The organism is Paraburkholderia sp. GAS448, from assembly GCF_050435685.1.
GTDB lineage: Bacteria > Pseudomonadota > Gammaproteobacteria > Burkholderiales > Burkholderiaceae > Paraburkholderia.
The window spans coordinates 1-15893 of the sequence record NZ_JBNDKT010000074.1; the positions used below are offsets into that span (position 1 = coordinate 1).

The 15893-nt window shown below is 59.9% G+C and carries 21 protein-coding genes; 4 read left to right on the forward strand and 17 right to left on the reverse strand.

The genetic code is table 11. The features are described from left to right. The first annotated feature begins 764 nt into the window (after positions 1 to 764). From P3T23_RS45325 to P3T23_RS45340, 4 genes are all read left to right on the forward strand, one after another. A complete protein-coding gene (locus tag P3T23_RS45325; RefSeq protein WP_429322536.1) occupies positions 765 to 1364 on the forward strand; it encodes a TetR/AcrR family transcriptional regulator in 600 nt (199 codons plus the stop codon). A gap of 243 nt (positions 1365 to 1607) precedes the next feature. Then, positions 1608 to 2507, forward strand: coding sequence for an iron-containing redox enzyme family protein (locus tag P3T23_RS45330; RefSeq protein WP_429322537.1), 900 nt, complete (start codon positions 1608 to 1610; stop codon positions 2505 to 2507). Between the two features lie 822 nt (positions 2508 to 3329). Then, a complete protein-coding gene (locus P3T23_RS45335) occupies positions 3330 to 3545 on the forward strand; it encodes a hypothetical protein (RefSeq protein ID WP_429322538.1) in 216 nt (71 codons plus the stop codon). Further along, the gene (locus P3T23_RS45340; protein ID WP_429322539.1) at positions 3499 to 4161 is read left to right on the forward strand and encodes an RNA polymerase factor sigma-70; all 663 of its coding nucleotides are present in this window, start codon (positions 3499 to 3501) and stop codon (positions 4159 to 4161) included. The genes P3T23_RS45335 and P3T23_RS45340 overlap by 47 nt, the downstream gene beginning before the upstream one ends. Positions 4162 to 4312: 151 nt before the next feature. Here the strand turns inward: P3T23_RS45340 and P3T23_RS45345 are convergent, their stop codons facing one another. From P3T23_RS45345 to P3T23_RS45425, 17 genes are all read right to left on the reverse strand, one after another. Continuing rightward, complete coding sequence (locus tag P3T23_RS45345; protein WP_429322540.1) at positions 4313 to 4855, reverse strand: transposase; 543 nt, start codon at positions 4853 to 4855, stop codon at positions 4313 to 4315. 128 nt (positions 4856 to 4983) lie between these two features. Continuing rightward, positions 4984 to 5703 carry a DUF2968 domain-containing protein gene (locus tag P3T23_RS45350; RefSeq protein WP_429322541.1) on the reverse strand — a complete coding sequence of 240 codons (720 nt, stop codon included), beginning with the start codon at positions 5701 to 5703 and terminating at the stop codon, positions 4984 to 4986. Between the two features lie 10 nt (positions 5704 to 5713). Further along, the gene (locus tag P3T23_RS45355; protein WP_429322542.1) at positions 5714 to 6154 is read right to left on the reverse strand and encodes a hypothetical protein; all 441 of its coding nucleotides are present in this window, start codon (positions 6152 to 6154) and stop codon (positions 5714 to 5716) included. A gap of 149 nt (positions 6155 to 6303) precedes the next feature. Continuing rightward, complete coding sequence (locus tag P3T23_RS45360; protein WP_429322555.1) at positions 6304 to 7239, reverse strand: peptidoglycan DD-metalloendopeptidase family protein; 936 nt, start codon at positions 7237 to 7239, stop codon at positions 6304 to 6306. Between the two features lie 614 nt (positions 7240 to 7853). Then, complete coding sequence (locus P3T23_RS45365) at positions 7854 to 8075, reverse strand: hypothetical protein (protein ID WP_429322543.1); 222 nt, start codon at positions 8073 to 8075, stop codon at positions 7854 to 7856. 178 nt (positions 8076 to 8253) lie between these two features. Then, positions 8254 to 9030: an alpha/beta fold hydrolase gene (locus tag P3T23_RS45370; RefSeq protein WP_429322556.1), complete on the reverse strand. Its 777-nt coding sequence runs from the start codon at positions 9028 to 9030 to the stop codon at positions 8254 to 8256. 490 nt (positions 9031 to 9520) lie between these two features. Then, positions 9521 to 10159: a peroxiredoxin gene (locus P3T23_RS45375; RefSeq protein WP_429322544.1), complete on the reverse strand. Its 639-nt coding sequence runs from the start codon at positions 10157 to 10159 to the stop codon at positions 9521 to 9523. Positions 10160 to 10192: 33 nt separating this feature from the next. Beyond that, a complete protein-coding gene (gene folE / locus P3T23_RS45380) occupies positions 10193 to 10837 on the reverse strand; it encodes a GTP cyclohydrolase I FolE (protein ID WP_429322545.1) in 645 nt (214 codons plus the stop codon). 94 nt (positions 10838 to 10931) lie between these two features. After that, positions 10932 to 11093 (reverse strand): hypothetical protein, encoded by a 162-nt coding sequence (locus P3T23_RS45385; RefSeq protein WP_429322546.1) that lies wholly within the window; start codon positions 11091 to 11093, stop codon positions 10932 to 10934. 393 nt (positions 11094 to 11486) lie between these two features. Beyond that, positions 11487 to 11675, reverse strand: coding sequence for a hypothetical protein (locus P3T23_RS45390; RefSeq protein WP_429322547.1), 189 nt, complete (start codon positions 11673 to 11675; stop codon positions 11487 to 11489). 298 nt (positions 11676 to 11973) lie between these two features. Then, positions 11974 to 12348 carry a hypothetical protein gene (locus tag P3T23_RS45395; RefSeq protein WP_429322548.1) on the reverse strand — a complete coding sequence of 125 codons (375 nt, stop codon included), beginning with the start codon at positions 12346 to 12348 and terminating at the stop codon, positions 11974 to 11976. Between the two features lie 53 nt (positions 12349 to 12401). After that, the gene (locus P3T23_RS45400; RefSeq protein WP_429322549.1) at positions 12402 to 12656 is read right to left on the reverse strand and encodes a hypothetical protein; all 255 of its coding nucleotides are present in this window, start codon (positions 12654 to 12656) and stop codon (positions 12402 to 12404) included. Continuing rightward, complete coding sequence (locus P3T23_RS45405; protein ID WP_429322550.1) at positions 12653 to 13021, reverse strand: hypothetical protein; 369 nt, start codon at positions 13019 to 13021, stop codon at positions 12653 to 12655. The genes P3T23_RS45400 and P3T23_RS45405 overlap by 4 nt, the downstream gene beginning before the upstream one ends. 37 nt (positions 13022 to 13058) lie before the next feature. Next, complete coding sequence (locus P3T23_RS45410) at positions 13059 to 13313, reverse strand: peptidylprolyl isomerase (RefSeq protein ID WP_429322551.1); 255 nt, start codon at positions 13311 to 13313, stop codon at positions 13059 to 13061. Between the two features lie 97 nt (positions 13314 to 13410). Further along, positions 13411 to 14595 carry a porin gene (locus P3T23_RS45415; protein ID WP_429322552.1) on the reverse strand — a complete coding sequence of 395 codons (1185 nt, stop codon included), beginning with the start codon at positions 14593 to 14595 and terminating at the stop codon, positions 13411 to 13413. A 140-nt stretch (positions 14596 to 14735) separates the two neighbouring features. Further along, positions 14736 to 15467 carry a response regulator transcription factor gene (locus tag P3T23_RS45420; protein WP_429322553.1) on the reverse strand — a complete coding sequence of 244 codons (732 nt, stop codon included), beginning with the start codon at positions 15465 to 15467 and terminating at the stop codon, positions 14736 to 14738. A gap of 62 nt (positions 15468 to 15529) precedes the next feature. Further along, positions 15530 to 15893 (reverse strand): peptidylprolyl isomerase (locus P3T23_RS45425; protein ID WP_429322554.1); only part of this gene is annotated, 364 nt, incomplete at its 5' end.

Sequence of the window (15893 nt, forward strand, 5' to 3'; positions counted from 1 at the left end):
GGCGAACAGGTACTCGTTCATCTGAGAGATGAAAACATGCTGGTTCGGCTTGCTCAAGCGTGAAAAAAGCAGCAGTGCGCGGTATATTTCGGGCATTCCGTTCTGCCGTCGCACGCATACCTGCCACTCGTTCTTTGGCATCGACGTGACAGAATCGTCTGCCAATTCCATTGACTTTAGGATACCTGAGTTTCGCATATATTCCTGCTTTTCAGCCTGCCAAGTGACTGCCGGTGAACATCGAATCCGCCTGCAATACTGAACTTCACCGGCGCCTCTTTGAAATCCCAGCCCGCATGATGCCAAGCCATTGATCTGCTGTTCAATCTTTAGATGACGAGACCGGTCTGTATCATATCCTGTGCGACATGTCATGCGCAACAAAATTATTGGCGTCTCATGTTTCAAGCCTGCGTTAGCGCCCGTAACGGCAAATCAAGCGAATTGGCGACATCTGTTCGGGGAGGTATGATTCGCGCATTGAGTGCTAGAACGCGAAGAGGGCGAATCTGCAGAGCCATCAGGATCTATCTGATTTTTTGCGGGGTGTGTCATGCGGAGACCGCGTGGTGCGTGAACTGGATTGCTGCATCGGACATCTCTGCTGACATGTAACGCACGCTGTGCCGCCCGGACTTCAGAGGCATCCGATTGTCGCGCCTGCAACTCCGCATCACGACCGCATGAGTGGCCGGGTATCACCGCTACTCGACTATGTTCCTGGTAGTATGTGCACCATCACTTCACGCATATGGCAAACAGACATGAAGCAAACATATCCTGCCGCGAATATAAAGAAACAACACCTGATCGAGACGGCTACCCGACTCTTTAACAGGCATGGCTATCATGCCGTTGGCATTGACAGGATCATCCAGGAATCGGACGTTGCCAAGATGACCATGTATCGGCACTTTCCATCGAAAGATAGTTTGGTGTCCGAGGTTCTGCAACAGCGCATGGGGAAGATCCAGGCCTCAATATCCGAGTCGGTTGCGACGCGGGGAGACGCACTGGACAAGCTTCGGGAAGTATTTCTCTGGCATGGGCGCTGGTTTGATACGCCGGATTTTCACGGGTGCATGTTCATCGCCGCACTGTCCGAATTCGGAGGCAGTGACGGCGAGATCGTTCGTGTCGCAACCGTCGAGAAGCAGAGAATGCGTGAGTTCATCCAGAATATTGTTGTTGAGCTGGTTCGGGGTTCCGCGGCTGCCCGTCTCACGCATCAGATTGTGATGTTGCTCGACGGGGCGATCATTTCCGCCCAGACCGAGAAAAAAAGAAGAGCAGCGCTGGATGCATGGGAGGCTGCGAAGTGCCTCGTCGCCACGCAGTTGCGTCGGGGCCAGGTTGCTGGGTAAGTGCATCATGGCGGGGCGCCAGCGCTCCCGTCATGATGCGCCGACTCGCCGATAATCGTCAGCGTGCCGTCGGCACGTCTGCCGTGCGTCCGGACCCTGTTGATGTCGCTGGACTTCGTGCCTTCCCGGCCTTTCTGGTGTGACTGGTCGCAGCAGGATCGGGCGTAAGCATGGCTTCGCCGGCAACGACCAGTACGACATCGAGATGATGTGTCAGTTGTCCCAACCCTTTCAAGGAAAGCCATGAGTTTGACGAAACAGGAAAACTTCAACCACCCCTGCGAGCAGGCGGTGACGATGATGAGATCTACGCTCACGTCAGAAGCGTGGGAGCGCAATGCGAATTTCGTCCAGAGCCTGAAGAGTGAGATTGAAAGTCACCCGATATCCAGCCACCCTGTGATCGAAATTCTTAACAATTGCAAGATTGACAACTCAATCCTGCAAGGGATTCACCTGGATTATCGGTATGCCATCGTGCAAGTCTTTACTGACGCATTGCTTGCAGCGCAACTCCAAAGCCGGCAACTGGAACCCCGGCTCAAGGCGGGCTCCAAGATGGCGCCGCGTCTTCTGCTGACGCTAAACAGCCTGGACGAATTCGGGTTCCGGCCGGGATTTGATGTCGACGGCTATTACCTTGGCAACCCGCAGCGCGCGCACTATCCGCTGTACGAAACCGTGCTTGATGACCTGGATCTGACTGAGGCCGCACGGCGTGCGTATGCTGCAAGCTCCGCCGCTACTCTTGTTCGACAATTCCTCGAGGAAAGCTTTGGAGACTACGTTGAGGTCACTGCGCTCCTCGCAGTAGCCGAGCACGAAGTCATTCTGTTTACACCGCCCCTGCGGCGCGCTACAGGGCGGCTCGGCATTGACGTCAACGATGGGTACTATTTTGTGCATGGCGTCAGTGATGATGATACAGCGGACGCAGCGGACGACGATCACGCGAGCGACCTGTGGCATGTATTGACCCAGGCTGTTACCGAGGCGGACTATGAACGCATCAGGGAGAGATGCAAACGTTACATCAACCTTTGGTCTGACTTCTGGGATCAACAGGTTGCGTTCATTACCGGGCCTGAGCGGGACGCGGAGGCGAGGTCTCGAAACTCGTCGCGCTCGTTAGGGCTACGCTGAAAAAGGTTAGCGCCGTCAGGCGGTGTATCGTTAAATGCGGATGAAACAGCAGACTTTGCGATGACGGCCGATCGGGGCCGCCGGATTTGAACAGTCCAGGCCATATTGCATAGCGCCGCGCCCGGTCCATTGCGGGACCGGAGGAAGCCCCTGTGGGGGCATGGGTGGGGGTAAGGGTTCGTGCGATTTTGCGTAACTTCGCACGGCAAACCTTGTTGCTCAAGGCTTTTAGCTGGGGTGGTACGACTCGGCAGCTTATCCCAATTAGAGCTGTCTGAAAATGTCACCCGCACAGTCCCGCCCTGCTTGGCGTGATGTTGTCCCAGTCAAGGTTAACTTCGATTAGGACAACATCACGCCGGTACGCATTTTCGCACGAACCCTGACGCCTACCCTAAATCATGATGGTGTCGCGCCAGCCCGCCACACCTGTCACTGTCTGGTATTCCATGGCGCTGTGTTCCTATGCGATACGCATGCGCAGATCTGATAAGGAATCCTCCCGAATTGGAATGCAGGAGCTGAAACATGGGCGCTGGACTATTCATGCCCGGCCCGGGAACGGTAACAGCATCACGATTACGGGCGCGGCCTTCCAGGGCGCCATTATCCGCAATGGTGGGGTCATCAAGACCGCGCCCTTCAGATCAATTCTGTCGGCTCGGCTACTTTGTCACGATGACTGCCATCTCAAAATAATTGGTAATGTCAAAGAATGCAAATTCCACGAAGCCGTGTCAGCGACCGTCCATAGCGGCCCGTTAACGCTGGGAAGATGTCAATGGACATCCTTCCGAAGTTCAATTTACCGAGATCACCCGAATGAAATCGAAACTTGTCGCGCTTGCTCTCCTTTCCCTGACGTTTGCCGGCAGCGCATTCGCTCAGGATTTCGGTCATCGCGAAGCCGACGCGCATCGCGCGGCCGCCGACCATCGCGTGCATGAACGCGAGCGCATGCATCGCGATGCCCGTGACGACCGGATGCATCATGATCAGATGGCCGACGGGCATCACGACGACCATATGGCGCGTTAAGGCGGGGGAACAATTGGACGATCCCGTTTATCTGATGAGGTTGCGTCATGATCTGCTGCGGTTCGCCCGTTTGCAGTTGCGTGATGCGGCCGCCGCCGAAGATGCTGTGCAAGAGGCACTTGCCGCAGCCTGGGCACAGGCCGACCGGTTCGCTGCACAATCGCAGCATAAGACCTGGGTGTTCGGCATCCTTCGCCACAAGCTGGTCGACACGTTGCGTTCTCGACAGCGCACGGTCAACCTGTCTGCCCTCCAAACCGAACTCGACGACGAAACCCTGCTTGATCGTGAACTGTTCCGGGGCAACAACAGCCACTGGTATAACTACGGGCACTGGTCGAGAGAGGCAAAGCCGGGCCGGTGGCCGACGCCCGAGACCGCGCTGCGCCAGCGGGAGTTCTGGGAACTGTTCGAGGTATGCCTCGATGCGCTACCAGAGCACCAAGGTCGTGTGTTTATGATGCGCGAGTTTCTCGACCTTGAAATGGCGGAAATCTGTGCTGAGCTGCTGATTTCCGCCAATCATTGCAGCGTCCTGCTCTATCGTGCACGGTTGCGGTTGCGCACGTGCCTGACCGAAAAAGGCCTTTCCGCAGAGGATGCGCATGCCGCCTGAAGGCACCTCTGCCACGTGTGCACTACCCCATAATCGACGCCGGCGATTCCTCCGCTCGGCAAATCCAAAGTCTGGCTAAAATCTTAACCACTCCAACAAATCCAATCTGTGGGGTCCCAAGCCGGCATCCCCAGAAATTTCCGCCAGCACTTCAACATGCAAGTTTCCTGATGCGCTCGGCGAGACGTCCGAACGCTTCATTCACGTACTCCAATACCTTGAGCTCGGTGCCCTGCGCGCGTAAAGAGCTTTTGAAGCTTTCCAGATCGGAAAGCCATTGCCGATGCAGTCTGCCCAGCTCGTCGACTTGAGACTGGAAGACTTGCAGGTTGCCGCTTCCACGAAACGCCTGATAGCCGCGCTCAAGTGTTGCCGCCGTTGTCAGCAATTGTGCCCCCTGTTGTCTGTGTTGTTCGGAACACCGGGCCATGCCGTCATAGGGCCGCGAGGCCTTGTTGCGTTCGGCTTCGAACGCCTCTTCCATGATCAGGGCGTAGCGGTAAAACCCGGGAAATTCGTTGGACAGTGCGATGAGTTGATCGTCGGAGGTTCCGACCCAGATCTTGTGCAGATCGGGCACGTATCCCATCATGCGGTTGAAGATGGCCTGTGCGTCGTTGACTTGCTGGGCAGAAAGCTGCTGCATGTGCTGATCGATCTTTGCTGCCAGTCGGCGGAGTTCATTCATGTTCATGCTTTGGCTGTTTCAGAACCCACAACACCCCATCGCTGAACTTCAGGTTCACCCTGCTCCATATCGGTAAATATCGGGTAGCTCACACACTTGCCGTCCGCGTTGGATTGTCTTTCTGTCTGGCCGGATCACCGGCCAGGCAGATGCGGAATGCGCTCGCTGTCCGTCAGGCCAAGCTGGTGGATCTGCCGGCGCAACCGGTTCAGCAGCGCCTGGGCTGCCACGCGCTGCGCGTCAAGCAGGGCGGTCTCCCTGCGCATCTGTTGCTGGCGCTGGGTGACCGTCTGCGTCTGGGCAGCATGGTTGTCGAGATCGATGCGCAGCCGTTCGGACTGCGTTTCCGCGTGCGCGATCTGCCGGGCCAGCTGCTCGTTCTGCGCTTCCAGGTGGGCCGCGCGCATTTCACCTTCAGACAGGCGCGTCGCCTGCTCCTCGAAGTAACGGAACGTGGCCTCGGCGGTATCCAGATCGGCCGGTTTCAGAACCTGCCACAACTGGCCATGCTGATACAGGGCCACGTAGTAGGCAAGCTCCGCGCGATGGAACAGCAGGCTCGCCGAATAGCCAAAACTCTGAAACACACGGAACGCCATGACAGCATCATCCGCATCCAGCTGCTCGAGTTCCGCGATGCTGGCCGTCTCGACCGAACGTCCGCCCGTCTGCGACCGGACCACCGCGACGGAATGCAACGGGGTCACGGGCTGGAGCAGCTCGCGCGCGAGCGGGTCAGGCAGCGGCCCCGGGTCGGATAGCGTCACGCCCGTGTCCTGCTTGCCGGAGGCGGGCCGGGGCTGCACAGGGTCCATCGTGGACGATCTTCCCCGCAGGTTCAAAAGATTTTTCATGACCGGTCTGTCAGCACGCGGATGATGCCTCGATTCGGGACATGCCCGGCTGCTCCGACACGACGGCCATGGCGCACTCACCTTCTTTCAGGTCGACACTGCTGTTGATCTTCAGGACCTGATGGGCGGCGGTGGTGAGCTCGTATTCGTAGACGTTTTGTGTTTTCGCTGAATGGCTGAACAGGCTTGTCAGATCGATTCCCAGACCGACGCCGCCGAATCCGCCGCCACCACCGCCGCCGCTGATGGCGCCACCGCCCACGCCGGCGCTGACCGGGGAGGACGATGACTGATCGACCTGGGCGAGCAGTCTTTTGCCCGTGATGTGGCCCGTTTCTATCCGCGCATCGGATGGCATGGGCTGGCTTGCCGGCCCGGCGCAGCCGGGCAGCCCGACAAAACTCATGGCACTCGCGAGCATGACAATGGCAAAACGGGTTTTCTTCAGCATGATGAAGTTGAAGTATAGCGAGGACAGCGTATCATTTTCATTTCTCCGTGGAACGTACCGACAGAATTCGGCCCGCGCCCATGGCGCGCATCAGTGAAGTGTCGAGGCCCGGGGAAACAGATGGTCTGCGATCCGTTCTGGCCATGGCGTCACAGCTTGGGCAGATAGACCAGCGGATCAAGCTGCCTGCCGTTACGACGGACCTCGAACTGCAATGTGCCCTCGCCATTCGCATCCACCCCCATCTCGGCGATGGTCTGCCCCTGCACAACCGCCTGATTGTCCTTCACCAGCAACCGCCCCATATGGGCATATGCCGTGACGAAGCGATCGTTGTGCTTGAGGATGACCAGCGGACCGTAGCCTGCGATGCCGGTGCCTGCATAGACAACCCGGCCGAGCGCGACGGCTTTCACCGGTGCTCCCGCCATGCCCGCAATCATCATCCGCTGCCCATCGGCGAACGGCTCCGCCACGTGGCCATGGACCGGCCAGATAAAGCCCGGCGACGGTGTCGCTTCCTGACCCGCAGTACCGGCTGGTCGTGCCTCGCGAGACTGGCGATCGCCACCGGCCTGCGGTGTCGGCCGGCCCAGCACTCCGTCGACCGATTCGCCGACGATCACAATTTCCGTGCGACGGTTGCGCGCCCGGCCTGCTTCGGTGTCGTTGCTTGCCACCGGACGGTCAAAGGCAAATCCCCGGGTCGTGATCCGGGATGCCGCAATGCCGTGCTGCTCCAGGGCGACGGCAACCGTTTTTGCGCGCGCCTCCGAGAGCGTCTGGTTGTACTCGTGCGTCCCGGCATTGTCGGTGTGGCCTTCGACGTTCACTGGCCTGTCGCTGCGCCTGACCAGCACGGCCAGGCGATCAATCGCCGGTCCAGCGTTGGCGCGCAAAACCGCATGATCGAAGTCGAACAGGATACTGTCCGGCAGACGGACCTGTACCCCGCTGTCAGTCTGTGAGATCTCGATGCCGGCTGCCCGGTTCAGTGCCGACTCGCGGTCAGGATCGAAGCCCGAGCAGGCTGCAAGCATCACCAGTGCAATGGCGCAGGCGCCCAGTACGACGGTTTTCTTCATCACGATTCAGTATTTTTCCTGATACAAAAAAATCGGGCATGCATCGCTACGTCCGTCTGGATCTGGCCATTCGTCGTCCAAACCGCACGTGATTGCCGTACACAATGTCAAGCATCCCGCACGCGCCGATGAATACCACCACGCCCAGCACGAAGCCCGGCCAGATCGGCGTCCGGCCGATACAGCCCGAGCGCTATACCTGACGCAACGGACACGGCACATGCAAGCGCATACGGCCACAGCGGCGCACCATATTTCACACTTGCATCGCATGACGGACAGGCAGGCGCGCCATAGCGCACGGGGGCGTGGCAGTGTGGACATGTCAGCACGCGTGTATTCATGATCCCGTACCCGATTCCAGTTCAAATCCCTGCCGGTCACATTCACCACGACCGGTCCCGACGACTTCGCCCAGTCGTTCGCGATGCCCGCGGCAACTGAACCGGCGGCATCAATCCGGGCCGGGGTGCAATCCTGAACGCCATCACTTCTCCAATGGAAATTGCCCGAACGAGCGCCATGACTTGCGGAAGACGTATCGGGACGCCGGCATGGGCGCGGAAATCCAGGGCACCGCGCCCATGCCGGCCACCAAAACGACCAGCTATGACTTACTGCTTTGCCGCCGGCGCATCCTGCGTGCCGCTCATCGCCGACGTCTGCTGCTGTTGGTGCGCGTGCCTGTGGGTGTGCGCCTTCTTCATATGGTGCGGCTTGCTCATCGATGAGTCAGCAGCCGGCGTCTCCGGCTGTGCCATCGGGGCGCTGGCCTGGGCCAGTGCCCCCAGCGAAAACAGACCTGCCAGCGCAGCGACGATGATTTGCTTGTTCATGGTTATTTCCCATATTCAACGTTGAATGGACGGCCAGAGCGCGGCCACCTGTATAACGCCGTCCAGTCTGATGAGACAACAATCTGCATAACTTAAAAATTGTCCGTATTTGCAATGCCAAATCGATCAGCGCCTCGAAGGTGAGAGCAAGTTCAGGGCGGTCAATTTTGACCTCGGCTCACCGGAACCCCACTTCCGACTCCGCGATATGTCGCGCAATCGCCGTATTGACCCCGGGCGTGTGCGTTATCGGACCCATATGCCCCGCGCCTGCAATCACAACGAGACGCGCGGCGGGCATTAGCGTCGGCAAAGTCTCGGCGATCAGCCGCGTGGGCGCAGGCGCATGCTCGCCCCGCATGATCAGCGCGGGAATATGCAGGGCGGCGTATGTCCCTGCCGGTGTCGGCTCGTCAATCAGCGCCCGAAAATCGAGCGGTGCCTTGGGGGCCCAGCGCGTCAGCCCGGCCTGCACGGACGGTCGCAGCGCGGCCCACGCACCCTTACCGCCCCAGTAGTCGACAAATGAACTTGCCGCTCCCCGATAGTCGCCGGTGACGACACCTTCGGCGGTTTTGCTCGTGATCGCAAGGATTTCCGCCAACGCAGCAGTCCCACGTGCGCCCATCGCCTTGAGGAGGTGAAAGGCCGATGGCTCATAGAGCGTGAGACTGGCTATACGATCCGGTCTCTCGATGGCCGTGCGCAGTGCGACGCCCCCGCCGTAGGAGTGACCGACGAGGTGAACCTTGCAACCGGAGCGATCGATGATCTCGATGGTCCTTGCAGCCTCGTCCGCAAGGGTGAAGGCATGCTCGCCATTCCCTGGACCCGTGCTATCGCAGCCGTAATGCTCGGGCGCGACCAGCTCATAATGTGAATCGAGTATGTTGCCGAGCTCGCGCCATTGCCCGGCCCCGGCGCCTGAGCAATGCAGTGCGATCACCGGTGCCAGGCCTGTCCTTGCGGGGCTATGGTGCGGCAGGTGGCTGGCGTCTTCCGATCCAGTCCGCGATCTGCCTCGGTCCAATCCAGTCATTTCACTTCTCCGGTCAGTTCTCGACTGCCAGCATGATGTAGCTACAATATGTAGAGGCAAAAACTACTTCTGGTGCCCGATGGCATGCAGGAACTCAGCACACACCTGCGTGTTGTCGCTGGGCGACTAGGGTAGGGGCAAGAATTCGTGCGCAAACGCCTAACATCGCTGCGAAAGCATTACCGCTCAAGGCTTACGGGCTCCGCACAACGCTGTCGCCTGTCCCAATTGAAGCACTCTGAAGCGGTTCGCAGAGCCAAGCCCCGCCTGGCGGGGTGTTGTCCCAATCAAAGTCAGCTTTAACAGCAGCTCACTGATACGCATTTCCACACGAATCCTTACGCCTACCCGCCATGGCTTCGGGTTATGCGCCGTGCGGCGCACGGAACATGCCGGGCCGGGCACCTTACCGGTCCGGCTGTGGCGTCATGCGCAGGTACGGACGCAACGCCTTATAGCCCTTCGGGAATTTCAGCCTGATCAGCTCTTCGTCCGTCAGCAACGGTACGATCACCACGTCGTCACCAAGCTTCCAGTTGCCGGGCGTCGCGACCTGGTAGTGGTCGGTGAGCTGCAGCGAATCGATCACGCGCAACACTTCGTCGAAGTTGCGGCCGGTACTGGCCGGGTAGGTGATCGTCAGGCGGACCTTCTTCTTCGGGTCGATCACGAAGAGCGACCTGACTGTGAAGGTTTCGCTTGCGTTCGGATGGATCATGTCGTACAGCTGCGAGACCTTGTCGTCAGCATCCGCGATGATCGGGAAGCCGACAGTTGCTGCCTGTGTCTCGTTGATATCCCTGATCCATTCGACGTGCGACCGGGCGCTGTCGACCGACAGTGCAATCGTCTTTACGTTGCGTTTTGCGAACTCATCCGCGAGCCTCGCCGTCAGACCGAGCTCGGTCGTGCACACCGGTGTGAAGTCCGCCGGGTGCGAGAACAACACGCCCCAGCTATCGCCCAGCCAGTCGTGAAAGCGGATGCGACCGAGGCTCGAATCCTGCTCGAAATCGGGTGCGGTGTCGCCAAGACGCAGACTCATGCGTGTACCTCCGTAAAGGGTGATGTAAAGGAACTACTTGTGATGCCTGATGGCATGCAGGAATTCCGTGCGCGCCTGCATGTTGTGACTGAACTCGCCCGCATAGCACTGGGTAACGACGCGCTCATCCCCCCGCCGGTCTTCGCCCATCAGCAGGCATAACTGCTCCGCCTCGATCAGGCAGGCCGCGCCGCGCGCGAGGCCATGCGTGACGAGTGCGTTCGCGATCCCGTTCGTGATCCATTCCTGGTACGTGTAGCGATGGCTGATAGCATCGATCATCCGCGCGATGCGGCCAAAGCCGTGGAGCCGCCCGCCCGGGAGATAGGCAACATGCGCAACGCCACGGAACGGCAGCAGGTGATGCGGGCATACGCCGTGTACGGCGATGCTGCGGATGATGACCATGTCGCGCCGCGCGTCTTCAAAGCCGCTGCCGAGCACCGCAGCCGGGTCCGCGTCGTAGCCGTCGAGCAGACGCTTTTGCCACAGTTCGCGCACGCGCTGTGCGGTCCTGCCGGTATGTGCCGGATCGATGTCGATGCCGCTCGCCTCGAGCATGCTGGTTACGGCCTGTTCGAACGCCGCGGCATTGAATTCGCGTATCCGTCGAATGCCGGTCTCGCCCGCATCGGGAAGAGGCGGATGAACATGATCATGCTGACCTGCAAAAGACATGAACTCTCCAGAATGCGACACCCTGTAGAAAGGGGGGAATTTGCTTCCCATGCGCCTGACGCAGGCCTGGTCCGCTTCGTGATGTCACCGGGTATCATTCCGTGTCGAGAACCGATGCGGCGGCCATCACGCCAATCAAGGCGCCCGCCAGCAGGCCCACGATCGCTCCCTCGGCTGCGGCGACGCCAGTCCCGATCGCAACGCCCAGGAACATGCAGCCCGCTATGATGCCGAAGTGAAATCGCTCGAATCGCATGGTTTATTCTTCAGGTAAGCGTTTCCGCATGAACGCTGTCTGGTACCGCTGCTGGCAATGCCGTCACAGCTGTTGACTGGCCCTCGGGCCGGGCGCCTGCCGCGCCGTGTCAATGAGCGGCCGCGCGAAACTGACTGGTGGCTCACGACCTGCGAGAGATCGTCGATCTGGACGCGCCGGATCACCGGTAGCGTCGCGTTGATATCGCCGGTCTCCGAAACGAGATACCTGTCTCCGTCCCGGACCCTCGACCAGATGACTGCCGTCGGGGAAATCCGTTCGCACGCCTCCGGGAATACGGACCGAGGTTTCGCCCGGGACATTGACGGGAAATGGAGTCGCCTCGCCTGGCAAAGGCCGTTCCTGGGTTGTGTTGTTTGCACCGGTTGCGTCCTACTCGAACGAGATCACAAGCCGTTTGCCGCAGGCGGCAGCATACTGCCGCAGGACGTGCAGCGGCACGGCATGGCCGGAGGCTATCCGGTTTTCCATGTGCAGGAGATCCACCGTGTCCACCCCCATCCGTTCGGCCAGTTGCGCCAGACTCACGCCGGCAGTGGCGGGCCCCGAGCATCGCGCCAAAGAGCGCCGTATCGTCCTGGCGCGGGGTAACCTGCGGGCTATGGCGTTTCGGCGGTGTGGTGCTTCCGGCAGATAGGTTTGCCGGGTCGAGCAGGACCGGGTCGAAGTATGTCAAAAGTAGCTCCTTGATCAATGAGGGTGCGTCAGGGCGGCAGAGGCATAACTACTAGATCCCCAGCGTCCTGCCGCAGGCGGCGTATCTGAGCGGCATGTCGGGACCGGTGGAATTCAGGCACGCGCGAACGCCTCGTCGCCGGTGCGGTGCGAGCGTCGGACAGCAACGTTGCCGTTCACCCTGTCAGTCATCCGGCCGGCTTCCCGTGTTGTCGTCCGGGCTGTCTGATAGCGGCCGGCGGCTGGCCATGCACGCTTCCTGAAAGCGCCGGTTCGCTGCGTCGTAGCCCTCCAGGACCGCCTCCGACCATGTAGGGAGGTCTGCGCGCCCAAGCCTGTCCGCTTCCTCCGCGGTGAGAAGCCAGTAGACATGCCGCTTGCCGGCGTGGGCTTTCCTGACCGTGCGTCTTGCAACGCATTCGGTCAATAGCGTCTGAACACTCGGGACGCCCCTCTTCACCCGTCGGGCAATTTCACGCACCGTATGGCTCTCGCCCGGCGTCATGCTCGCCAGCACCGTTTCTACCGTGACGATCGCGTGCTTTTCTGCATTGCTCATTACTGAACGGTTCCCTGTTTCCTGCGTCCGTTTGCCGTTTTGAGGCGGCGCGTTCATGCCGACGCCCCGTCACTGCGGTGAATCATCATCGGGCGTAGTGCGGCCTCACTGTAAAATCGCTCGTCACCGTGCTCGCTGCGGATGCGCACACAGCCGCCATAGATCTGGATCACGGCGTCCTCGCCCCATGCCTGGCGCGGCCCGCGCAGCAATGCACGCTGGCGCCGGTCAAGATAGAACGGCCAGCGTTCCCGGTGCACCATCTCCCGGACTGATGGACACCAGCCAGCATGAACTGGCGTCGTCACGACGCGTCGCCCCGTGGCGGGTCCAGTTCATCGCCGCCCGGACGAAAGCGCCAGCCGAGCCGGTATGCAGGCTGGCGCCGATGATACGAGCGAGGATGCTCTCGGTCAAACGCGCCTAGCATCACCAGTTCGTCCAGTGCCAGCACCCACTCAGATCGGGTCAGGCCGCTTTCGGGCTGCAAATCCTGAGTCGGGATCCGGTGCCCCTTATCGAATCCGAGCCCCGGCACGGCAAACAGCGCCACAAGGAACGCCGCGTCACTCAGCGCGCAGCGTGCGAGTCGGTCCAGAAACGCGCGCTGGTCCGGGGAGAGCGCGGCATGGCTCGGGTTCAGCAAATCCGTAACTTTCGCGCTGATAGGCATGTCCACTGGCATAGTGTCGATTCGTTCACGGCTCGCGCTACTGCTGGATCGTCGCGCCCTTAAGGAGGTCGCCGAACAACTGCGCAGCGGCCTTCTCCAGCGCCTGCAACTGCTGGCGAATTGTGCCCTTCGCCTCATCGAACTTCGGCACTTTCGTCGGGCGCTTCTCGTCAAGTTTCACGATCACGCACAGCCCGCTGGTCCGCTGACCGGCTGGAATCGCTGCAGGTGTGACGCCACTGGTTGCACGTGCATCATCTTCGTTTCCCGGCGACACCGGACCAGCAGGCACTCAGGATCATCATGTAAAGCTGGCGACGCTGCGTAAAAGGCCAACCGTTGGCTAACGCCTCCGGCTGGCTTTGGTGCAGCCTATACATCAAGTCTGATCAGAACTTGTGGCGGATGCCGACGCGAGCCGTGAACTGACGGTTGTTCGACGATGCGGTCAGGTTGTTGATCGAAGCGACAGCGGAATTGCCGGTCGAGTCCGTTCCCGAAGCTTGCTGGAACACGCCTACCATGTACACGTCGGTGCGCTTCGACAGGAAGTAGTCGATACCCAATGCGCCCTGGTAGTAATCGGCGTGCTCGGTCGGCACACCGTTTGCGCGGTTCACGGCGGTGCCGCGCGTGTAGTCGAACGCTGCACCGACCAGCAGTGCCGGGGTCAACTGGTACTTGAAGTTGAGTTCGCCGTTGTTGAACGTAGCTGTCGAGCCGCGGTTGAAGATTGTTGCGAACGTCGTGCCGAGTCCGTAGAACTGGACGTTCGAGTACGTCAGGCCAATCGTCGCTGCGCCGAACGTGTAAGCACCGCCCAAACCGGCTACCTGGTATGTGTTCGCCGACGCGTAGCCGGCGTAAACCGGGGCAGTCGCAAACGACACAGCAGACGCGGCCGGAACGGTCGTGCTGGCGGTGTTGAATATACCGCCCGGAGCTGCCGGCGTGCGCGCATTCAGGTAACCCGCGCCGAGCACGACAGGACCGTTCGAGTAGCCAACACCCAACGACCAGATCTGGTTGGCAGAGAAATTGCCAGCCTGGCCGCCGAAGCTGTACGTGCCGCCGAACGTCAGGCCGTTGTAGTTCGCGCTCGTGTACTTGACCGTGTTATTGGTGCGGAACGCATTGTTGAAGTTGTCGAGGTCGTCTGGGTGCGCCGCGATGTAGCCGCCCCACTGGTCGCCTGCTTCCAGCGGACCGACGTAGTCGACGACGGAGTCGTATTGGCGACCCAGCGTGACCGTGCCGAACTGGCTCGACAGACCAACGTAAGCTTGACGACCGAACAGCAGGCTACCTTGATTCAGCTTGCCGGTGTTCACGTCAAAACCGTTTTCCAGCACGAAGATCGCCTTCAGACCGCCGCCCAGATCTTCCGTGCCACGCAAGCCCCAACGGCTGCCCTGCAGGACGCCACTCGACAGGTTGTACAGGTGCTTGCCACCCGCATTGGTGTTGATGTTGAAGCCTTCGTCAATGATACCGTACAGGGTCACGCTGCTCTGCGCATGAGCGACGCCTGTGAACACGCTCAATGTCGCAACGGCGAGAAGTGACTTTTTCATAGAAATGATCTCCGTGAGCTTTGATTGTGGCTGCCCTGCACTACGGGCAGTAGTTCGGTCCAGTACTCTTTGATACCGGCCGAACAATATCAATAACTTCGTTGTACGAATAGATGTATGAAGCGTGTGTGTCAAAATTGTTACTTTTGCACAACAGATTCAGCGCTATCCTCATGGACCCCTTCGTCCCAGTTTTGAAGAATGTAGCCTTGCCGATACACGGATCGAAGACGAAGGCCGTTTTCCCTATAGAGTCTGAGCTTGGTTCTCAGGCGAGAGAGCTGCGTGTCAATTGCGCGCGCCGAAATCTGCACGTGTTTCCCCCAGACCATCTCCCGGATGTACTCACGCGAAATTGGTTTTGAAAAATTTCGGAAAAAGAGCAGTGCCAACTGCATCTCCTGTGGCGTCAAGGATATAACTGCCCCATCCAGATCGACCGTCTGCATGCGCGGGTTGAGCGAATAGGGCGCGACGTGGTAGCTCTCGGCTGCGTATAGCCTCGCTGGCGAAACACGCCGGACCAACGCTTCGCACCGGGCCATGAGTGCCTGAAACTCGATCGGCGCAACGAAGTAGTCGTCAGCGCCGCTCTGCAGCGCCAATGTGACATTGGCCGAATCGCTATTGACCGAAAGAAACGCCACAGCGACATCGGTGGGGCAGCTTTTCCTTATCCAGCGAAGAATATCCAGGCCGCTCATCCCCATTGTCGACCAGCCGATCAGAACCAGATCGGCATCAGGCTGTCCAAGTTGCGCAACAAGACCGTCGCTCGTGTCGACAGCCACAAAACTGTGGCCAAGCGTCGCAAAGGCGACTGAAATGCTTTTTGCGCAATCAGTCGGCTCCAGATATGCCAGTACTTTCATCGATCTCTATGTGAGCGTATTGAGGAGATGCGTCCTGTCGTCTTCATCGACTGGCGTAAACACTACTGCTGGATCGTCGCGCCCTTGACGAGGTCGCCGGCGAACTGCGCAGCGGCCTTCTCCAGCGCGAACGCCTGCAGCTGCTGGCGAATCGTGTCCTTCGCCTCGTCGAACGTCGGCACCTTCGTCGGCCGCTTTGCGTCGAGCTTGACGATCACGCGCAACACGTTGTTCCCCTGACCGGCTGGAATCGCCGCGGGCGTGACGCCGCCCGCCGGCAGTTTTGTGATGGCCTGCGCGACCGGCAGCGGCAGCCCCTGCGTGTTGCCCTCGGTCAGTGGTGCCTTGAAGCTGATCCACGGCAGCTCGCCGCCGGCTGCCTTGCTCGGCGCCACGCTGTACTGCCGGGCGAGCGCGTCGAACGCG

Coding starts and splice junctions, on each gene's coding strand:
- P3T23_RS45360 (WP_429322555.1), bottom strand. CDS start 7,239: ATGAAGAAAACCGTCGTACTGGGCGCCTGCGCCATTGCACTGGTGATG.
- P3T23_RS45325 (WP_429322536.1), top strand. CDS start 765: ATGAAGCAAACATATCCTGCCGCGAATATAAAGAAACAACACCTGATC.
- P3T23_RS45415 (WP_429322552.1), bottom strand. CDS start 14,595: ATGAAAAAGTCACTTCTCGCCGTTGCGACATTGAGCGTGTTCACAGGC.
- P3T23_RS45405 (WP_429322550.1), bottom strand. CDS start 13,021: ATGCCTATCAGCGCGAAAGTTACGGATTTGCTGAACCCGAGCCATGCC.
- P3T23_RS45395 (WP_429322548.1), bottom strand. CDS start 12,348: ATGAGCAATGCAGAAAAGCACGCGATCGTCACGGTAGAAACGGTGCTG.
- P3T23_RS45340 (WP_429322539.1), top strand. CDS start 3,499: ATGATCAGATGGCCGACGGGCATCACGACGACCATATGGCGCGTTAAG.
- P3T23_RS45365 (WP_429322543.1), bottom strand. CDS start 8,075: ATGAACAAGCAAATCATCGTCGCTGCGCTGGCAGGTCTGTTTTCGCTG.
- P3T23_RS45330 (WP_429322537.1), top strand. CDS start 1,608: ATGAGTTTGACGAAACAGGAAAACTTCAACCACCCCTGCGAGCAGGCG.
- P3T23_RS45355 (WP_429322542.1), bottom strand. CDS start 6,154: ATGCTGAAGAAAACCCGTTTTGCCATTGTCATGCTCGCGAGTGCCATG.
- P3T23_RS45335 (WP_429322538.1), top strand. CDS start 3,330: ATGAAATCGAAACTTGTCGCGCTTGCTCTCCTTTCCCTGACGTTTGCC.
- P3T23_RS45350 (WP_429322541.1), bottom strand. CDS start 5,703: ATGAAAAATCTTTTGAACCTGCGGGGAAGATCGTCCACGATGGACCCT.
- P3T23_RS45420 (WP_429322553.1), bottom strand. CDS start 15,467: ATGAAAGTACTGGCATATCTGGAGCCGACTGATTGCGCAAAAAGCATT.
- P3T23_RS45385 (WP_429322546.1), bottom strand. CDS start 11,093: ATGCGATTCGAGCGATTTCACTTCGGCATCATAGCGGGCTGCATGTTC.
- P3T23_RS45375 (WP_429322544.1), bottom strand. CDS start 10,159: ATGAGTCTGCGTCTTGGCGACACCGCACCCGATTTCGAGCAGGATTCG.
- P3T23_RS45345 (WP_429322540.1), bottom strand. CDS start 4,855: ATGAACATGAATGAACTCCGCCGACTGGCAGCAAAGATCGATCAGCAC.
- folE (WP_429322545.1), bottom strand. CDS start 10,837: ATGTCTTTTGCAGGTCAGCATGATCATGTTCATCCGCCTCTTCCCGAT.